This is a genomic window from Rhodoferax ferrireducens T118 (genome assembly GCF_000013605.1).
In the GTDB taxonomy this organism is placed as follows: domain Bacteria; phylum Pseudomonadota; class Gammaproteobacteria; order Burkholderiales; family Burkholderiaceae_C; genus Rhodoferax; species Rhodoferax ferrireducens.
This window is the reverse complement of the sequence record NC_007908.1, coordinates 4502162-4517347: the sequence shown is the minus strand read 5'-3', so window position 1 is coordinate 4517347 and position 15186 is coordinate 4502162. Positions and strand designations below refer to the sequence as shown.

The window sequence follows — 15186 nt, the reverse complement described above, 5'->3', positions numbered from 1 at the left end:
AAAATAATAGACTCTAACGCAGACGGGACGAGGGCTACAGCCCTGTTTCGTCTTTATCCCTGCCGAATCTTGCGCACCAGCGCGGTGGTCGAGTAGCCGTCCACAAACGGCAGCGCCAGCGCCCGTCCGCCATAGGCCTGCACCACCTGGGTTTCAGCCAACTTGCTCATGTCGTAGTCCCCGCCCTTGACCAGAATGTCGGGCTTGATCTGCGTGATCAGGGCCAAAGGCGTGTCTTCGTCAAACCAGGTCACCAGGCTGGTCGCGGCCAGCGCGGCCATGACCAGGGCGCGGTCCGCCTCGTTGTTGAGCGGGCGGTCCGGCCCCTTGCCCAGGCGCCGGGCGGAGGCGTCGGTGTTGAGCGCCACCAGCAGACTGGCCCCCAGCGCGCGCGCCTGCGCCAGATACAGCACATGGCCGCGGTGCAGCACGTCAAACACGCCGTTGGTAAACACCAGCGGTCGGGGTAGCTGGGCCAGGCGGGCCAGCAGTTGGGCTGGCGCACAAATCTTGTCGGTCAGGGCCGCGATGCCGCTAACGGCGGAAATAGGGGGTTTGTTGCGCATGACTTTGATGCTAGCAGGCTCGCCACATCCTGTAAGCTCATGCTGGCCAGCGTTTGGGGTCGGACGACCCCGCGCTCACCAGATTTTTGCGTGCATGGGCATAATCCACCACTTCATGAACCTCGTTACTGTCAGCATCGACTCTGTTCTCATTGGTCGGCCGCTGCCGTTTTCGTTGTGGGACGAGAGCGGCGTCCTGTTGGCGCCCAAGGGTTTTGTGGTGAAGAGCCGGGCCGATCTGGACTCCATCAGCGACAAACGCGGCCAGCTGTTCATGGACGCGGCCGACTCCGAGTCCTATCAACGCGCCTATGTTGGCAAGCTTCACAGTCTGGTGCGCCAGGAAAAGCCCCTGGGGCAAATTGCAGAGAGCCAGTTTTCCACCTTTGAACTGGAAAACAGCCGCGCCACCCGCGATAGCACCGGCACCGATGAGCCCGATTGGCTGGACCTGCAGGGGCAAACCCAGACCATGCTGCTGGATGTCAATCCGGCGAGTTTTTGCGCCCGCCTGGACAAGTTGCAGGCCCAGCTGAGCCGGCATTTGCGCCAAAACCCGGACGGCACCCTGTTTGCCCTGATTCACCTCACGGGTAGTGAGATGCAGCTCTACAGCGCCACCCACGCCATGCTGGTGAGCGCCATGTGCAGTCTGGCCGCGCGTGAGGTGCTGAAATGGCCCGCCGCGCTGGAGACGCTGCTGGCCAAGGCGGCGCTGACCATGAACATCGGCATGACCGACCTGCAGAACCGTCTGGCCATGCAAACGACCGAGCCGAGCCCCGAGCAGCGCGCGGCCATCGACGAGCACGCGGCGCTTGCCGTGACCTTGCTCAAACAGCTGGGCATCACCGCCCCGCTCTGGCTGGAGGCAGTTCTTCACCACCACACCAAAACGCCGGGCCCGCTGGCGGGGCGCAGCGAGGGTCAGCGCATCGCGCGCCTGATCCAGCGCGCTGACATGTTTGCGGCCTGTCTGGCGCCGCGCGCGTCGCGCCCGGCCAAGTCGCCTGCCAACGCCATGCAGGCCAGTTATTTTGATGAAAACCGCCAGATTGACGAAGCCGGCGCGGCGCTGATCAAGGCCGTGGGCATTTACTCGCCGGGCACCTATGTGCGCCTGGCAACCGACGAGATCGCGGTGGTGATCAAGCGCGGCGCCAACACCACCACCCCGCGCGTGGCCGTGGTGATCAACCGCAGCGGCATGCCCACGGGCGAGCTCATTGTGCGTGACACCAGCAAGCGCGAATTTCGCATCGTTATCGGGGTGGCGCAACGCGACGTCAAGGTAAAAATCAACCTGGAACGCCTGCTCGCCTTGACCAAGCTACCCAGCACCGACCGTCCCTGGTAGCGGGCGCTTGTGCCTGTTAAACCGGGCGCGTATCGGCGAAACTGGGGCGCAGCATCAGCTTGTCATACAGCTTGAGCAAGTTGGGGTGGTCACTGCGCCAGTCGATGTCCGGAAAGCGGAAATCGAGATAACCCAGCGTGACGCCGACGGCAATGTCGGCCAGGCTCAGGTAGATGCCGGCACAAAAAGGTTTGTCGCCCAGCCCCAGGCTCATGGCCTTGATACAGACTTGCACCTTGCCCAGTTGGCGATCAATCCAGGCCGTGCTGCGCTGCGCCTTGGTGCGCCCACCCCAGGTGGCCTCCAGCCGCGCCAAAATGGCGGCGTCCAGCACGCCATCGGCCATCGCCTCCCAGGTCTTGACCTCGGCGCGTTCCCGGCCCACGGCGGGAATCAGCTTGCCCACGGGTGACAGGGTGTCGAGGTATTCCACAATCACGCGTGAGTCAAAAATGGCTTCGCCACCCTCCATGACCAGGCATGGCACCTTGCCCAGCGGGTTGGACTCGGCAATCGAGGTCTGCGGCGCCCACACATCTTCCGTGACAAATTCGTAGTCAAGTTTCTTTTCCGCCATGACGACGCGTACTTTGCGTACATAGGGGCTGGTGTGGGATCCGATTAATTTCATGGGCTGGAGTTGCGGTCAGGCGGCGGTCTTAAGGGCTTGATTCTATACAGCAGCCTTCATTCTGGCTGACGCCGGTGCGCGAGGCGGGCGCACACTTTACAATTTGCCCATGAACTTTTCATCAATCTCAGCCCTGTCGCCACTGGATGGCCGCTATTGCGCCAAACTTGCCAAATTGCGCCCCATCATGAGTGAGATGGGCTATATGCAGCGCCGCGTGCAGGTCGAAGTGGCCTGGTTCATCGCTCTGAGCGACTGCGGTTTCGCCGAATTCAAGCCCTTGACTCCCGGCGCACGCACTTACTTGCTGGGCCTGGTCAAGAATTTCTCTGAAGCTGACGGTGACGCCATCAAGGAGATCGAGAAAACGACCAACCACGATGTCAAGGCGGTGGAATACTGGATCAAGTCCAGGTTTGAAGCCCGTCCCGAGCTGCTCGCGGCCCAGGAGTTTGTGCACTTTGCCTGCACCAGCGAAGACATCAACAACACCAGCCATGCATTGCAGCTTAAAGCCGGGCGCGATCTGGTGCTGTTGCCCGCGCTCGATGCCGTCATCGCCAAACTGCGCGAGATGGCGCATGCCTTTGCCGACGTGTCCATGCTCAGCCGCACCCATGGCCAGACCGCCAGTCCGACCACCGTGGGCAAGGAAATTGCCAATGTGGTGGTGCGCCTGGTGGCAGCGCGCGAAAAAATCGCCAGCATCAAGCTGTTGGCCAAGATGAATGGCGCGGTGGGCAACTTCAACGCGCATCTGTCGGCCTGGCCCGACTTTGACTGGGAAGCCTTCAGCCGCAGGGTCATCGAGACCCCGACGCCGCTTGGCCTGGGCCTGACGTTTCAGCCCTACAGCATCCAGATTGAACCGCACGACTACATGGCCGAGCTGTTCGACGCGGTGGCGCGCACCAACACCATCCTGATCGACTGGGCGCGCGATGTCTGGGGCTATGTGAGCCTGGGTTACTTCAAGCAGCGCCTGCGCGAGGGCGAGGTCGGCTCCAGCACCATGCCGCACAAGGTCAATCCGATTGATTTCGAGAACGCCGAGGGCAACCTGGGCCTGGCCAATGCGCTCTTGCGCCATCTGAGTGAAAAGCTGCCGATTTCCCGCTGGCAGCGCGACCTGACGGACAGCACCGTGCTGCGCAACATGGGCGTGGCGATGGGCTACGCGGTGCTGGCCTACCAGTCGCTCGCTACCGGCCTGGGCAAGCTGGAGATCAACGAGGTCGCCATTGCCGCCGACCTGGACGCCTCGTGGGAAGTGATGGCGGAGCCGATCCAGACCGTGATGCGCCGCTTTGGTTTGCCGCAACCCTACGAGCAGCTCAAGAAGTTCACCCGCGGTGAACCGATGACGCGCGAACTGATGCAGGGCTTTATTGCCAAGCTGGAGATACCGCAGGCTGAGAAGCAACGCCTGCTGGCCATGACGCCGGGCAGCTACACCGGCATGGCGGCCGAGCTGGCCAAACGGGTATGACCCCCACGCTCGGCACTTCGTGCCCTCCCTGTCCCTCGAGTGGGCTGATCCGTCTTGGGACGGCCCGGCGCCTGATCTGATGGCCATCAAATCCACCATCTTCAAAGCCAGCCTGCAAATCGCCGACATCGACCACGCCTACTACGCTGATCATTTGCTCACGCTGGCGCGGCATCCGAGCGAGACCGACGAGCGCATGATGATTCGGCTGTGCGCGCTGGCGCTGCAGGCGCATCAGCTGCAAACCGTGTGCGGCGGCGACGGCACGCTGGCGTTTGGCGCGGGGCTCTCGGACCCGAACGAGCCCGACGCCTGGCTGCGCGACTACACCGGCCTGACCCGGCTCTGGATCGAAGTCGGCCAGCCCGAAGACAAGCCGCTGCTCAAGGCGTGCAACAAGGCCGACGCGGTGGTGCTGTACTGCTTCAACCACGCCGCCGAGGTCTGGTGGCGCAGCATGGAGGCCAAGCTGGCGCGGCCGCAAAACCTGAGCGTCTGGCGTATCCCCACCGTTGCGGCGCAAGCGCTGATCCCGATGGCACAGCGCAACATGCAGCTGCAGGCCACCATTCAGGAAGGCGTGCTGATGCTGGGTGACGGCACGCTCAACGTGAACATTGAGCCCATCCGCTGGAAATAAGTGCCAAATCGGGCGCTAGCCCCCGTGCTTAGGTCGTTGGATGCTATTAATTTAATTGTGGACCGGTCGAGTCCATCGACCGGCTCAGCGCTTCCGGGGCGCCGCTGGTGGGCCGCTAAGATGAGGGACTTCACAAGCCAACCTCTGTAAACCCACCATGACCGCTCCCCGCCTGCTGAACAAAGTTTCCCTCATCACCGGTGCCGCCCAAGGCATCGGCCTGGCCACCGCCCTCAAGTTTGCCGCCGAGGGCGCCATCGTCATCGTCTGCGACATCAAACAGGCGGGCGTGGACGAGGCCGTGGCACAGTGCCGCGCCCTGGGCGCCACGGCAGCGGGTTTTGTGGCGGATGTGACCCAGCGCACCACGATTGACGCCCTGGTGGCGAGTGTGAAGGCGCAGTTTGGCCGTATCGACGTGCTGGTCAACAACGCGGGTATCACGCAAGACGCGCGCCTGCAAAAAATGACGCTGGAACAGTTTGACCGCGTCATCGACGTCAACCTGCGCGGCGTCTTTCATTGCGCGCAGGCCGTGGCCGACCTCATGGTGGCGCAGGGCAGCGGCGTGATTCTGAATGCCAGCTCAGTGGTGGGTATTTATGGCAATTTTGGCCAGACCAATTACGCCGCCACCAAGTTTGGCGTGATCGGCTTCACCAAGACCTGGAGCCGCGAGCTGGGCCCCAAGGGCATCCGCGTCAACGCGGTGGCGCCCGGTTTCATCACCACACCGATGGTGGCGGCCATGCCCGAAAAAGTGCTGCAGGACTTGCAGGCCAAAGTGCCGCTCAAACGCCTGGGCAAGCCCGAGGAAATTGCCAACGTCTACGCCTTTTTGGCCAGCGACGAGGCCAGTTATATCAACGGCGCGGTGATTGAAGTCTCGGGCGGCATGTCGCTCTGAGGCGCCAGTCAGACACACCAGTCGGCTGGCGAGACTGAAAGGACCACCATGAAGATCAAGTCTGAAGCTTTCCAGGTCAAGGAAGGCGAAAAGGTCAACCTCAAGAAGTGGCCGACGCTGGTGAAACCCGCCTACAAGTCAAGGCATGAATATGAAAAACTCCTCGCCGATCAGGTGGCGGAGCTCAGCCAACTGCAGCAACTGCAGTACGCCTCCAACCGTTATGCGGTGTTGTTGATATTTCAGGCCATGGACGCAGCCGGAAAAGATGGCGCCATCAAGCATGTGATGTCCGGCATCAATCCCCAGGGATGCCAGGTGTTCAGCTTTCAGCATCCCAGCGCCGAAGAACTGGACCATGATTTTTTGTGGCGCACCACGCAGGCCCTGCCGGAACGCGGCCGGATCGGCATCTTCAACCGCTCCTATTATGAAGAAGTGTTGATCGTGCGGGTGCATCCAGAGATCCTGCGGGCGCAGCAGCTGCCGGATGACTTGCAGGACGGGAAAACCATCTGGCAGGAGCGCTACCGCTCCATCATGGGCCTGGAAAACCATCTCTACCACAATGGAACACGGATCATCAAGTTCTTCCTGCACCTGTCAGAAGAGGAGCAGCGCAAGCGCTTTCTGGCCCGTATTGACGAGCCAGAAAAAAACTGGAAATTCAGTGCTGCCGACATCGAAGAGCGCAAATTCTGGCCCCAGTACATGCAGGCCTATGAGGCGTGCCTGAGCGCCACGAGTTCGAAAATTGCGCCCTGGTACGTGGTGCCCGCCGACGACAAGGAGAATGCGCGGTTGATTATTTCCCGGATTGTTCTCGATACTTTCAGTTCGCTCAACATGCGCTACCCCGAAACCGACGCCAAGCGCCGGCAGGAATTGCAGTCGATCCGCGAGCAATTGATGAAGGAAGCGCCTGACAGCCACTGAAGAGGCACCAGGCCCTGGCGCTGATCAACCAGGCGTTTTTTTAATCGCTCGCTCGGCATATTTGTTGAAACGCCAGGCCGTGCCCACCCGTGTGATGCGGCGCCAGATCTGGCGCTTCTCGGCCGGGCGTAGCGCCGTCCAGTGCTGCACCTCGGCAAACGTGCGGCCGCAGCCCTTGCATTCTTCATCGCCCTGGCTGGTCGAGCAGATGGCAATGCAGGGTGTGTCGGGCGTGCTGTCGTACCAGGCCAGCCAGGCCTGCAGGGCGGCCTGCGACAGGGTGAACTCATCGACTTCGACCACATGCTGGAACACCATCGCGGCATAGACTTCGGCCAGCGCGCGGGTGGGTGTGGCCAGCGCGCCCTCCAAGCTGGCGGGCGCGAGGGCGCGCCAGTAGTTGATGGCGGATTCGATGTCGGTGATGTGGATGCCGGTCATGGGGAGCGGATCATAGCGGGGCCGAAGCGCGCCGCGCTTAACCCCAAGGGTCATCCGCCATCAAAAGCGCCGAAACAACCCAGCGGCGATTTAATGGTCAAATCCGCGCCGCAAGGGGACTGACGCCCTGTGGCTGCAGCGCATGTGAAGGTCGGTTCAAGCCGCGCCCAAGGGTCTCGCACCGCCGCGTTGATCCACAAAAAAATATTGAAAGGTTTTCCATGGAATTGTTTTCTGCCGCCTGGTGGTCCGCCCTGCTGGCCATTGTTTTGATCGACCTGGTGCTGGCCGGTGACAACGCCATCGTCATTGCGCTGGCGGCACGTAATTTGCCGGCCCGGCTCAGGACCAAAGCCATTGTGTGGGGCACCGTGGGTGCCATTGTGGTGCGCTCGGTCATGACGGTGGGTGTGGTCTGGCTGCTCAGGATTCCCGGCCTGATGGGGGTCGGCGGTCTGGGGCTGGTGTGGATTGCCTACCAATTGCTGGCCGAGGGCGAGGGCAAGGAACACGACGGCCCGGTGGTCAGCACCTTTTGGGGCGCCATGAAAACCATCATCGTCGCCGATGCCCTGATGGGGGTGGACAACGTGCTGGGCGTGGCCGGGGCCGCGCACGGCGCCTTTGACCTGGTCATCATCGGTCTGCTCATCAGCGTGCCGATTGTGGTGTTTGGCAGCACGGTGGTGCTGAAACTGGTCGAGCGTTTTCCGGCCATCATCCAGATCGGCGCGGCCGTGCTGGCCTTTACCGCCGCCAAAATGATCGTCAACGAGCCGCTGCTGGCCAGCCTGTTTGGCCACGCCAGCCAGCCGCTGGAGGCGATTCAGCGCGTCGCCCGCTGGGCCACCTATGCCGTTGCGGTGATCGGGGTACTGGGCGCGGGCTGGTGGCGCCAGCGCCAGGCGAGCCCAGACTCGGCCGCTAAAATCCAGCCGTGACTGACCTACTCCCCGACCCCGACAGCAAAATCGAACAAGCCCGACTGTGGCGCGACAACGGCTGGACCGCCCGCGTGATCAAGAACGAAGACGACGATGGCTGGGCCGTGGCCATGATCAAGGACGGCGAACCCGAGCCTGCCTTGATTGGCCCGTGGACCATGGGGCGCGACAAGAAGAACCCGAAGCCGCTGGATGGCAATGCCTTTAATACGCTGGTCAAGACCGCTGCCGAGTTTGTGCGCCGCCACGAGCAGCAGCTGCACGCCACGCTGCACCAAAGCATCATCGTGACGGCCAAAAATGCCCGCGTGACCGTGTCGCTTGACATCGTGCCCGATGACGACAACCCTTCTGCCACCTTGACGGCGCAGGATGAGGCTGGGACTGAGTTGGCGCAGCTGCGGGTGTCGCCGGGCTTCAAGCTCAATCGCACCAGCGCCACGGCCTGGGCGGACGGCGGTTTCCAGAAGCCCTGAAAGAAATAAAAAAAGCGACGGGCCAGACTTGAAAGCATGGCGGGGCGTTGACAACCGTCATGCCTTGCCCGCTGTCGGGTGCTATTCTTGCGCCATGAAACTCATCACCAAATGGCTGCTCAGTGCCGCCGCCCTGCTCGCCGTGGCTTATCTTTACAGCGGGGTTGTCGTCGACAGCTTCGGGGCTGCGCTGATTGCCGCGTTGGTCATTGGCCTGTTCAACATGCTGTTGCGCCCGGTGCTGGTGCTGCTGACGCTGCCGGTGACGGTGATCACGCTCGGGCTCTTTCTGTTTGTCATCAACGCGCTGATGTTCTGGTCCGCCGCGGGTGTGCTCAGTGGCTTTCACGTGCGCGGCTTTGGCGCGGCGCTGTGGGGCTCGCTGATCTACTCGGCGTTTGGCGTCGTGATCGACTCAGCGATCGAGCGTCTGTTCTTTAAGCAGTGATTGCACCTGCCGTTGGCGCGTGTCGATGATGGACTCGTCGATGTGGTCGGCCGCTGCCTGGCTCGGGCTGGCGCCCCCGTTCGCTTGTCCCTGACCGCTGTGCTGCTGGTGTGAAAACGCCTGCGCCGCCTTGAAGCGGTCCACCGCCGCCGCGTAATCCAGCCGTGCCACCTGGGCTTCGGCGTCCGCACGCAGGGCGCGCAGGGTCTGGTGCTGCGCGCCCTGCAGACTTGACAGCAGCTGCCAGGCCTGCGCATCGTGCGGATGGACCGTGACCCAGGTTTGCAGGCGCACCGCGACAGCCGCGATCGTGGCGCTGCCGCCAGCCGGGTCAGTCTGCCCAGCCGGGCCCGCCTGCAGGGCGATCTGCGCCGCCAGCAGCAGTTCCGGGCGCCGCGTGGTCGATGCCTGATCCTGCGCGGTGACCGCACCGGGCGCGGCCGCTGCGGTGAGGATGGTGTTCAAGGCGGTTTGCGCGCCGGCGGCATCACCCGCGCGCAAGGCGATTTCGGCCTGCAGCAGCCGCGCCAGGCGCGTCGCGCTGGCATCGCCCGTCACCAAGCCACGCAAGTGCTCCAGGTCGATGCGTGCCTGGGCAAAGTCGCGCAACTGGCTGGCGGCCAGCGCGGCGCCGTACCAGACGCCCGCCTGCCGGGGCGCAGCCTGGGTGCTCAGGCCGGCACTGCCAGCCTCGGCCTGCCAAGTCCGCAGCGCGTCGACGTCGGCGTTGGACAGCACCCGGGCGCGCGCCGCCACCAGGGCGTGCTCCAGCGTTAGCGTGGCTTTGACCGGCCCTGGCGCAGCCAGGCCCTGCCGCGCCTGCATGTCGGCGATGCGCTCGGTCGTGAGCGGGTGGCTGCGCAGGTAAGGGTAGGCGCCGTTGTCGGTGAGGCGCGAGGCCTGTTGCAGCTTGTCAAACATCGTGACAAAGCCCTGCCCTTTGAAGCCGGCCTCGGTCATGATGCCAAAGCCCACGCGGTCGGCCTCGCGCTCCATGTCGCGCGAGAAATTGAGCTGGTTTTGCGCCGCCACCGCCTGACCGCCCACGATCAGCGCATTGCCGGCATCGGCACTTTTGCCCGCCGCCAGTGCACCCAGCACCATGGCGCCAATCATCCAGGGTGCCATTTGCCCCTGCTTGGCCATCAGGCGCGAAATATGGCGCTGCGTGACGTGGCTGAGTTCGTGCCCCAGGACCGAGGCCAGTTCGTCGCGGTTGCTGACCACGGCAATCAGCCCCAGGTGCACACCCAGGTAGCCGCCCGGCAGGGCAAAGGCGTTGACCGTGCGGTCGCGGCCCAGCATGACCTCCCAGGCAAAACGCTCGGCCAGTTCGGGCGACAGGTCGCCACGCGCGCGCGCCGCCGCCAGCAGCGGTTGCCAGACGCCCTGCACGTACTCGGCCAGCACCGGGTCGTCCAGGTAGTCCGGGTCGCGGTAGATTTCACGCGCGATGCGATCCCCCAGGCGGCGCTCGTTGCTGCTGCTCATGTCGCTGGTGTCGCCCAGTGTCGGGATCTGGGCACCCGTGGACTGGGCGCGTGCCGGGCTCAGGTCGGTCATGCCAAAAGCTACTATAACGATAGCTAACAACGCTTTGTTGACGGGGGCCATAGCCTTGTTTGATGTAATATTTTTGATCAAAATAAATACCGTCGGTGTAATTTCAGTGGGCAGCAGCGTGGTGACAGGATGGCAAGGTTCGGTCGCTCAACGTGGGGCGGGTCTCCTCAGACCCGACAGGCCAGCGTGTGCATCGTATGATGCGCGGCGAAGATGAAGGTTCTGTCAAGTTGGCGCCCGCCCGTAATTTTTAACTGTAACGAATTTCTTCCATGAACGCACTCACCCATTTTGACGCCCAGGGCCAGGCCCATATGGTGGACGTGGCCGGCAAGGCCGCGACCCACCGCATCGGCATCGCCGGTGGCCGCATTGAGATGCTGCCCAGCACGCTGGCCATCATTGAGGCCGGCACGGCGAAGAAAGGCGATGTGCTGGGCATTGCACGCATTGCCGGCATCATGGCGGCCAAGAAAACCAGCGAGCTGATCCCCTTGTGCCATCCGCTGGCACTGACCCGGGTTGCTATTGATTTTGAAACCGACCAAGCCGATGAGACGCGGGCCAGCAGCATCTTCTGTACCGCAACGGTGGAGACCGTGGGCGCCACCGGCGTCGAGATGGAGGCGCTCACCGCTGTGCAGGTGGCGCTCTTGACCATTTACGACATGTGCAAGGCGGTGGACCGCGGCATGGTGATGACGGGCATCAAGCTGCTGGAGAAACACGGCGGCAAGTCCGGCAGTTTTGTCAACGGCACTTAAGTCTTTGCTATAGAGGGGATGTTCTGCCTCTCTTGAGACTGCGGCCCGACTGAAGTACACACGCTTGCGCGAAGACCTGTATCAATTGTCCGCTGGCTTGAGCGTGGTCAGCCCGAGGCTTTCCCAATCCTGCATACCACCGCGATACCAGAGGATTTTGTGTACCGGATCGCCAATTTCCGTACATCAATCGACTCCTTGAAGGTGGCAAAAATATAGGCTGAACGCCGCGATCTGCCTTTGACGAACCGGGCCGGGCTTTTCTGGCAGACGGCACGAAGAACTGACACACATCGAAATGCCCGCGCAACCCATCCGTATCAGCACCGCTAGCGCGGGCACGGCGCGAGCTCCCTTCGGTACATTGCACTTGACTTTGCGCCATCCGGTTGGCGTTGTCTGTGCGCCAGCGAACACGTCGGGAGATCCTTTCTTGAGCTGGCCGAAGTCCAGCGCTGGCCAGCGCACAGACTTCAGACCGGGAAGTGTCTAAGCTATTGACATTTGTCTACCGTCGTCGTGCCATGTGATCGCGCGGCCGGAGCCTCGACCGGTGAGGAGTTCCCTTTGCAAGCTTTGATCAACGCCCTTTCTCAGCACCCCCTGCTGGCACTCGCTGCGGTGTTCGCTGCGTCCCTGCTGGAGGCGGTGGCCGTGATCGGCACCGTCATCCCGGGCAGTTCGGTGGTGGTGGTTGGCGGCGTGCTGGTCGGCCTTCAGGTCCTTGACCCATGGTGGGCCGCGCTGGCGGCCGTTACTGGCGCCACGCTGGGCGACGGCATGAGCTACTGGCTCGGTCGTCATTATCACGAGCGGCTTTTGAACCTGTGGCCGCTGAAAAAGTATCCCGCGCTTTTTGAGAGTGGGCAGGCGTACTTCACGCGAAACGGCGGCAAGAGTGTGTTCCTGGGCCGGTTCCTCGGGCCGGTGCGGGCCATCGTGCCAGTCGTCGCGGGCATGTCCGACATGCCGGCGCCCAGGTTCATGGTGGTGAACGTCCTGTCCGCCATCGCCTGGGCCGGCGTGCACCTGCTGCCCGGTGTGCTGTTCGGCGCTTCGCTGCAACTTGCCGGCGCGGTCAGTTCACGTCTGTTGATCCTGTTGCTCGGATTGGTGGCGACCGTGTGGCTGTGCGCCGTGCTGTTGCGCCTGGCCCGTCGAAGGGTCTGGCCGCTGGTCATCCGCTGGCGCGATCACGCGGTGGCCTGGGCACGCGCAAGACCCGGCGTGTTGCCGCGCGTCATCCTGTCGCTGCTCGACCCTGCGCGGGCGGAGTCGCTCGGGCTGCTCATCGCGGCCTTGCTGCTGCTGGGCGGGGCCTGGATGTTTCTTGGCATCCTGGAAGATGTGCTGTCGAACGACCCGCTGGTGCAGTTCGACCACGTCGTGTTCACCGCCTTGCAGCAGCTGCGCAGCGCCTGGGCCGACCGGCTGATGATCACCGCCACCGAACTCGGCAGCACGCCGGTCGCGTTCGCCGTGATCGCTGCGGTGGCGCTGCTGCTCGCACTGAAGCGGTGCTGGCGCACGCTGGCCTATTGGTTGACGGCCGTCGGCTTTGCCCAGGCGCTGGTCTGGATCCTGAAGCTGACGCTGGGGCGGGCCCGGCCCATCACCATGTACGCTGGCATGGAGCAGTTCTCCTTTCCGAGCGGGCACGCCGCGTCCAGCATCGTGCTGTACGGGTTCCTGGCGGTGCTGCTCGCGCGGGGCAAGTCGCCCCGGGTCAGGTCGGCCATCACGCTGGTGGTGGTGCTGCTGGTCGGGCTCGTCTCGTTCTCGCGCCTGTACCTCGGGGCGCACTGGCTGTCGGACGTGCTTGCCAGCCTGAGCCTGGGCACGGCCTGGGTCGCGCTGCTGAGCATGGCCTATTTGCAGCATGTGCGCGGTGAGCGCCTGCCGGCCCGGGCCCTGTCGCTCACCGCGCTGGGGGCGCTGGTGCTGGCCGGCGCGGGCGTGGTGGCGACGCACCGGGCCGCGGATGTCATCCGCTATGCACCTCGCCAGGCCGGCGCCACCGTCACGCTCTCTGATTGGCCGTCCGGGGGATGGCTGCGCCTGCTGGCCCGCCGAACCGAGGTGGATGGTGATTACGAGGAGCCGCTGGCGCTGCAATGGGCCGGTACGGCGGACCGGATCGAGCAGGTGCTGCAGGCCGGCGGATGGCAGCGGCCGCCGCCCTGGGCGTCGCGTGCGGCGCTGTTGTGGTTGTTGCCGTCCTCGCCGGCCGGACAGCTCCCGGTGCTGGCCAAGTTTCACCAGGGCGAGGCGCCCACCATGAGTTTTGAGCAGGAACTGGACCCGTCCCAGCGCCTGGTGATCCGCCTTTGGCGCTCGTCCTACAGCGTCAACACGGCAAACAACCCCGCTGCGCCCTTGTGGGTCGGCATGGTTACGCGTGAACGGTTGACGCATCCGGCAGGCCTGCTCACGCTGGCCAGGACCGACCCGGACTTCGCCGCGTCGACGGCACAATTTGCCATGCTGCTGCAGACCCACAAGGTGGCTGTGACGATCAGGCACCGGGACGCGCTGGCGGTGTTGCTCCTTCAGTGAGCCGGGGCCGCCCAGTGCCACCGCAGCACCCTGCAGATCAGGCGGGTATTTGTCAACGGTGTCCACCACGCGCTCCGACACTACAGCGAAGGCTTCGTCGAGCGTGCAGCACAGCTCACATCAGCCAGCCAAGTGAGCGTTTCTCATTCGAGTTGGTCTTCGGTCATGGTGTGCCTTGAGGCTGGCCTTGCAAAACCGCGTTCAGAGCCAGATTGACGTAATAGTTGCCGCGCCCGATTTTTTGTTTTTGCACAAAACCGCCTTCGCTCAAAGCCTCCAGATACTTGGTTGCTGTCAGGCGTGACACCTGCAAGTCCCGCTGCACGAAGTCGATTTTCGTGTACGGGTGCATGAACAGGTTGTTGATCAAATCCTGGCTGTAAAACTTGTAGCCGGCGCGAATACGCTGCTTGTAATCGAACAGCGCCGTCTTGATGGCCTGCACGGTGGTGATGGTTTGACCGGCGGTTTGCTCCACCGCCTCCAGCAGGTACAGCACCCAGTCTTCCCAGGCATCGTCCTCGCGCACGCTTTGCAGCAGCCGGTAATAGTCTGCCTTGTGGCGCACGATGTGCTGGCTGAGGTACAGCACCGGAATGTCGAGCAAGCCTTCTTTCACCAGGTACAGCACATTCACAATGCGCCCGGTGCGGCCATTGCCATCGTAAAACGGGTGGATGCTCTCGAACTGGTGGTGGATCAGCGCCATCTTGATCAGCGGGTCGGCGTCAAACAAGTCCGCGTCGTTCATGAAGCGCTCCAGGCCGCGCATCAGTTCGATGATTTCCACCGGATCTTGCGGTGGTGTGTAGATGGTTTGCCCGCCGCCGTTCTTCAGCGCCGTGCCGGGCAGTTTGCGAAAACCTGCGTTGTTACGCTCCAGCTCGCCCTGAATCTGGATGATGTGGTTGCAGCTTAATAAGCCACTGGTGCGTACCAGTTCGAACCCGACCCGCAAGGCTTGGCGGTAGCGCAACACCTCTTTGGCCGCCGGGCTGGCAAAGGCTTCGGGCAGCACATCGTCCTTGAACAGCTCGTCATGCGTGGTGACGATATTCTCAATCTCGGAACTGTCCTTGGCCTCTTGCAGCGCCAGCGTGTTGATCAGAATGCCCTGATTGGGAATGGAGGCTGCCATGCCCTTGAGCTCAGCCAGCTTGCGGCTGCTGCTGGCCAGCTTCTTGAGGATGGCGGGCGTCTCAAAGCGGGCGGGCTTGAGTTGTTCAAGCGGCGTGAGTGTGGGCATGGGCGACCTTGAAGGGAGCAACGTGTATGGAAATTAAAGGTTTCTTTACATGTTAGCCGGGATATGTATAGAAAATGCGATTTTCTATACATGTTGGATGTGATCTTGGGAGATCCTTAATCAAATTGGCCTGTAGCCTCGGCGGAATATTCGTTAGAAGCTATAAAAAGCATAGTAACTGTGGGCGTTGGGTTCATGTCAGTGCGGGTCAGCAAGCCCATG

Annotated in this window: 15 protein-coding genes; 10 read left to right on the top strand and 5 right to left on the bottom strand. The window is 62.8% G+C overall.

Annotation, left to right across the window (positions count from 1 at the left end; genetic code table 11):
- Positions 1 to 53: 53 nt before the first annotated feature.
- Positions 54 to 566, bottom strand: a complete 513-nt coding sequence (gene rfaE2, locus RFER_RS20535) for a D-glycero-beta-D-manno-heptose 1-phosphate adenylyltransferase (protein ID WP_011466312.1) — start codon at positions 564 to 566, stop codon at positions 54 to 56.
- A 115-nt stretch (positions 567 to 681) separates the two neighbouring features.
- On the opposite strand from rfaE2, the gene RFER_RS20530 reads away from it, so the two are divergent.
- Positions 682 to 1923, top strand: coding sequence for an HD-GYP domain-containing protein (locus RFER_RS20530; RefSeq protein WP_041791039.1), 1242 nt, complete (start codon positions 682 to 684; stop codon positions 1921 to 1923).
- Between the two features lie 16 nt (positions 1924 to 1939).
- Here the strand turns inward: RFER_RS20530 and RFER_RS20525 are convergent, their stop codons facing one another.
- Positions 1940 to 2554, bottom strand: a complete 615-nt coding sequence (locus RFER_RS20525) for a glutathione S-transferase N-terminal domain-containing protein (protein ID WP_011466310.1) — start codon at positions 2552 to 2554, stop codon at positions 1940 to 1942.
- A 109-nt stretch (positions 2555 to 2663) separates the two neighbouring features.
- On the opposite strand from RFER_RS20525, the gene purB reads away from it, so the two are divergent.
- The 4 genes from purB (at position 2664) to RFER_RS20505 (ending at position 6526) form a co-directional block, all read left to right on the top strand.
- Positions 2664 to 4043: an adenylosuccinate lyase gene (purB, locus tag RFER_RS20520; RefSeq protein ID WP_011466309.1), complete on the top strand. Its 1380-nt coding sequence runs from the start codon at positions 2664 to 2666 to the stop codon at positions 4041 to 4043.
- A 79-nt stretch (positions 4044 to 4122) separates the two neighbouring features.
- Entirely contained in the window at positions 4123 to 4683 is a 561-nt protein-coding gene (locus RFER_RS20515) for a YaeQ family protein (RefSeq protein ID WP_041791037.1), read from the top strand.
- A 157-nt stretch (positions 4684 to 4840) separates the two neighbouring features.
- On the top strand, positions 4841 to 5590 hold the full coding sequence (fabG, locus tag RFER_RS20510) for a 3-oxoacyl-ACP reductase FabG (RefSeq protein WP_011466307.1): 750 nt from the start codon (positions 4841 to 4843) through the stop codon (positions 5588 to 5590).
- 48 nt (positions 5591 to 5638) lie between these two features.
- Positions 5639 to 6526: an ADP-polyphosphate phosphotransferase gene (locus RFER_RS20505; protein WP_011466306.1), complete on the top strand. Its 888-nt coding sequence runs from the start codon at positions 5639 to 5641 to the stop codon at positions 6524 to 6526.
- A 24-nt stretch (positions 6527 to 6550) separates the two neighbouring features.
- Here the strand turns inward: RFER_RS20505 and RFER_RS20500 are convergent, their stop codons facing one another.
- Entirely contained in the window at positions 6551 to 6967 is a 417-nt protein-coding gene (locus RFER_RS20500) for a DUF3717 domain-containing protein (protein ID WP_041792995.1), read from the bottom strand.
- A gap of 221 nt (positions 6968 to 7188) precedes the next feature.
- Between RFER_RS20500 and RFER_RS20495 the strand changes: the two genes are divergently transcribed.
- The 3 genes from RFER_RS20495 to RFER_RS20485 all read left to right on the top strand — a co-directional run bounded on the left by RFER_RS20495 (position 7189) and on the right by RFER_RS20485 (position 8835).
- Complete coding sequence (locus tag RFER_RS20495) at positions 7189 to 7908, top strand: TerC family protein (protein ID WP_011466304.1); 720 nt, start codon at positions 7189 to 7191, stop codon at positions 7906 to 7908.
- Positions 7905 to 8387, top strand: coding sequence for a hypothetical protein (locus RFER_RS20490; protein WP_011466303.1), 483 nt, complete (start codon positions 7905 to 7907; stop codon positions 8385 to 8387). Before RFER_RS20495 ends, RFER_RS20490 begins: the two co-directional genes overlap by 4 nt.
- A 94-nt stretch (positions 8388 to 8481) precedes the next feature.
- On the top strand, positions 8482 to 8835 hold the full coding sequence (locus RFER_RS20485) for a phage holin family protein (RefSeq protein WP_041791035.1): 354 nt from the start codon (positions 8482 to 8484) through the stop codon (positions 8833 to 8835).
- On the opposite strand, the gene RFER_RS20480 is transcribed toward RFER_RS20485, so the two are convergent.
- Positions 8803 to 10449, bottom strand: coding sequence for a M48 family metalloprotease (locus RFER_RS20480; protein ID WP_011466301.1), 1647 nt, complete (start codon positions 10447 to 10449; stop codon positions 8803 to 8805). The genes RFER_RS20485 and RFER_RS20480 overlap by 33 nt on opposite strands.
- Before the next feature lie 221 nt (positions 10450 to 10670).
- Between RFER_RS20480 and moaC the strand changes: the two genes are divergently transcribed.
- Together moaC and RFER_RS20470 are read left to right on the top strand one after the other, a co-directional pair.
- Entirely contained in the window at positions 10671 to 11162 is a 492-nt protein-coding gene (moaC, locus tag RFER_RS20475; RefSeq protein WP_011466300.1) for a cyclic pyranopterin monophosphate synthase MoaC, read from the top strand.
- Between the two features lie 567 nt (positions 11163 to 11729).
- The gene (locus tag RFER_RS20470; protein WP_011466298.1) at positions 11730 to 13718 is read left to right on the top strand and encodes a bifunctional DedA family/phosphatase PAP2 family protein; all 1989 of its coding nucleotides are present in this window, start codon (positions 11730 to 11732) and stop codon (positions 13716 to 13718) included.
- Positions 13719 to 13881: 163 nt separating this feature from the next.
- On the opposite strand, the gene RFER_RS20465 is transcribed toward RFER_RS20470, so the two are convergent.
- The gene (locus RFER_RS20465) at positions 13882 to 14964 is read right to left on the bottom strand and encodes a Fic family protein (protein ID WP_011466297.1); all 1083 of its coding nucleotides are present in this window, start codon (positions 14962 to 14964) and stop codon (positions 13882 to 13884) included.
- Positions 14965 to 15186 lie beyond the last annotated feature (222 nt).

Coding starts and splice junctions, on each gene's coding strand:
- rfaE2 (WP_011466312.1), bottom strand. CDS start 566: ATGCGCAACAAACCCCCTATTTCCGCCGTTAGCGGCATCGCGGCCCTG.
- RFER_RS20530 (WP_041791039.1), top strand. CDS start 682: ATGAACCTCGTTACTGTCAGCATCGACTCTGTTCTCATTGGTCGGCCG.
- RFER_RS20525 (WP_011466310.1), bottom strand. CDS start 2,554: ATGAAATTAATCGGATCCCACACCAGCCCCTATGTACGCAAAGTACGC.
- purB (WP_011466309.1), top strand. CDS start 2,664: ATGAACTTTTCATCAATCTCAGCCCTGTCGCCACTGGATGGCCGCTAT.
- RFER_RS20515 (WP_041791037.1), top strand. CDS start 4,123: ATGGCCATCAAATCCACCATCTTCAAAGCCAGCCTGCAAATCGCCGAC.
- fabG (WP_011466307.1), top strand. CDS start 4,841: ATGACCGCTCCCCGCCTGCTGAACAAAGTTTCCCTCATCACCGGTGCC.
- RFER_RS20505 (WP_011466306.1), top strand. CDS start 5,639: ATGAAGATCAAGTCTGAAGCTTTCCAGGTCAAGGAAGGCGAAAAGGTC.
- RFER_RS20500 (WP_041792995.1), bottom strand. CDS start 6,967: ATGACCGGCATCCACATCACCGACATCGAATCCGCCATCAACTACTGG.
- RFER_RS20495 (WP_011466304.1), top strand. CDS start 7,189: ATGGAATTGTTTTCTGCCGCCTGGTGGTCCGCCCTGCTGGCCATTGTT.
- RFER_RS20485 (WP_041791035.1), top strand. CDS start 8,482: ATGAAACTCATCACCAAATGGCTGCTCAGTGCCGCCGCCCTGCTCGCC.
- RFER_RS20480 (WP_011466301.1), bottom strand. CDS start 10,449: ATGGCCCCCGTCAACAAAGCGTTGTTAGCTATCGTTATAGTAGCTTTT.
- moaC (WP_011466300.1), top strand. CDS start 10,671: ATGAACGCACTCACCCATTTTGACGCCCAGGGCCAGGCCCATATGGTG.
- RFER_RS20465 (WP_011466297.1), bottom strand. CDS start 14,964: ATGCCCACACTCACGCCGCTTGAACAACTCAAGCCCGCCCGCTTTGAG.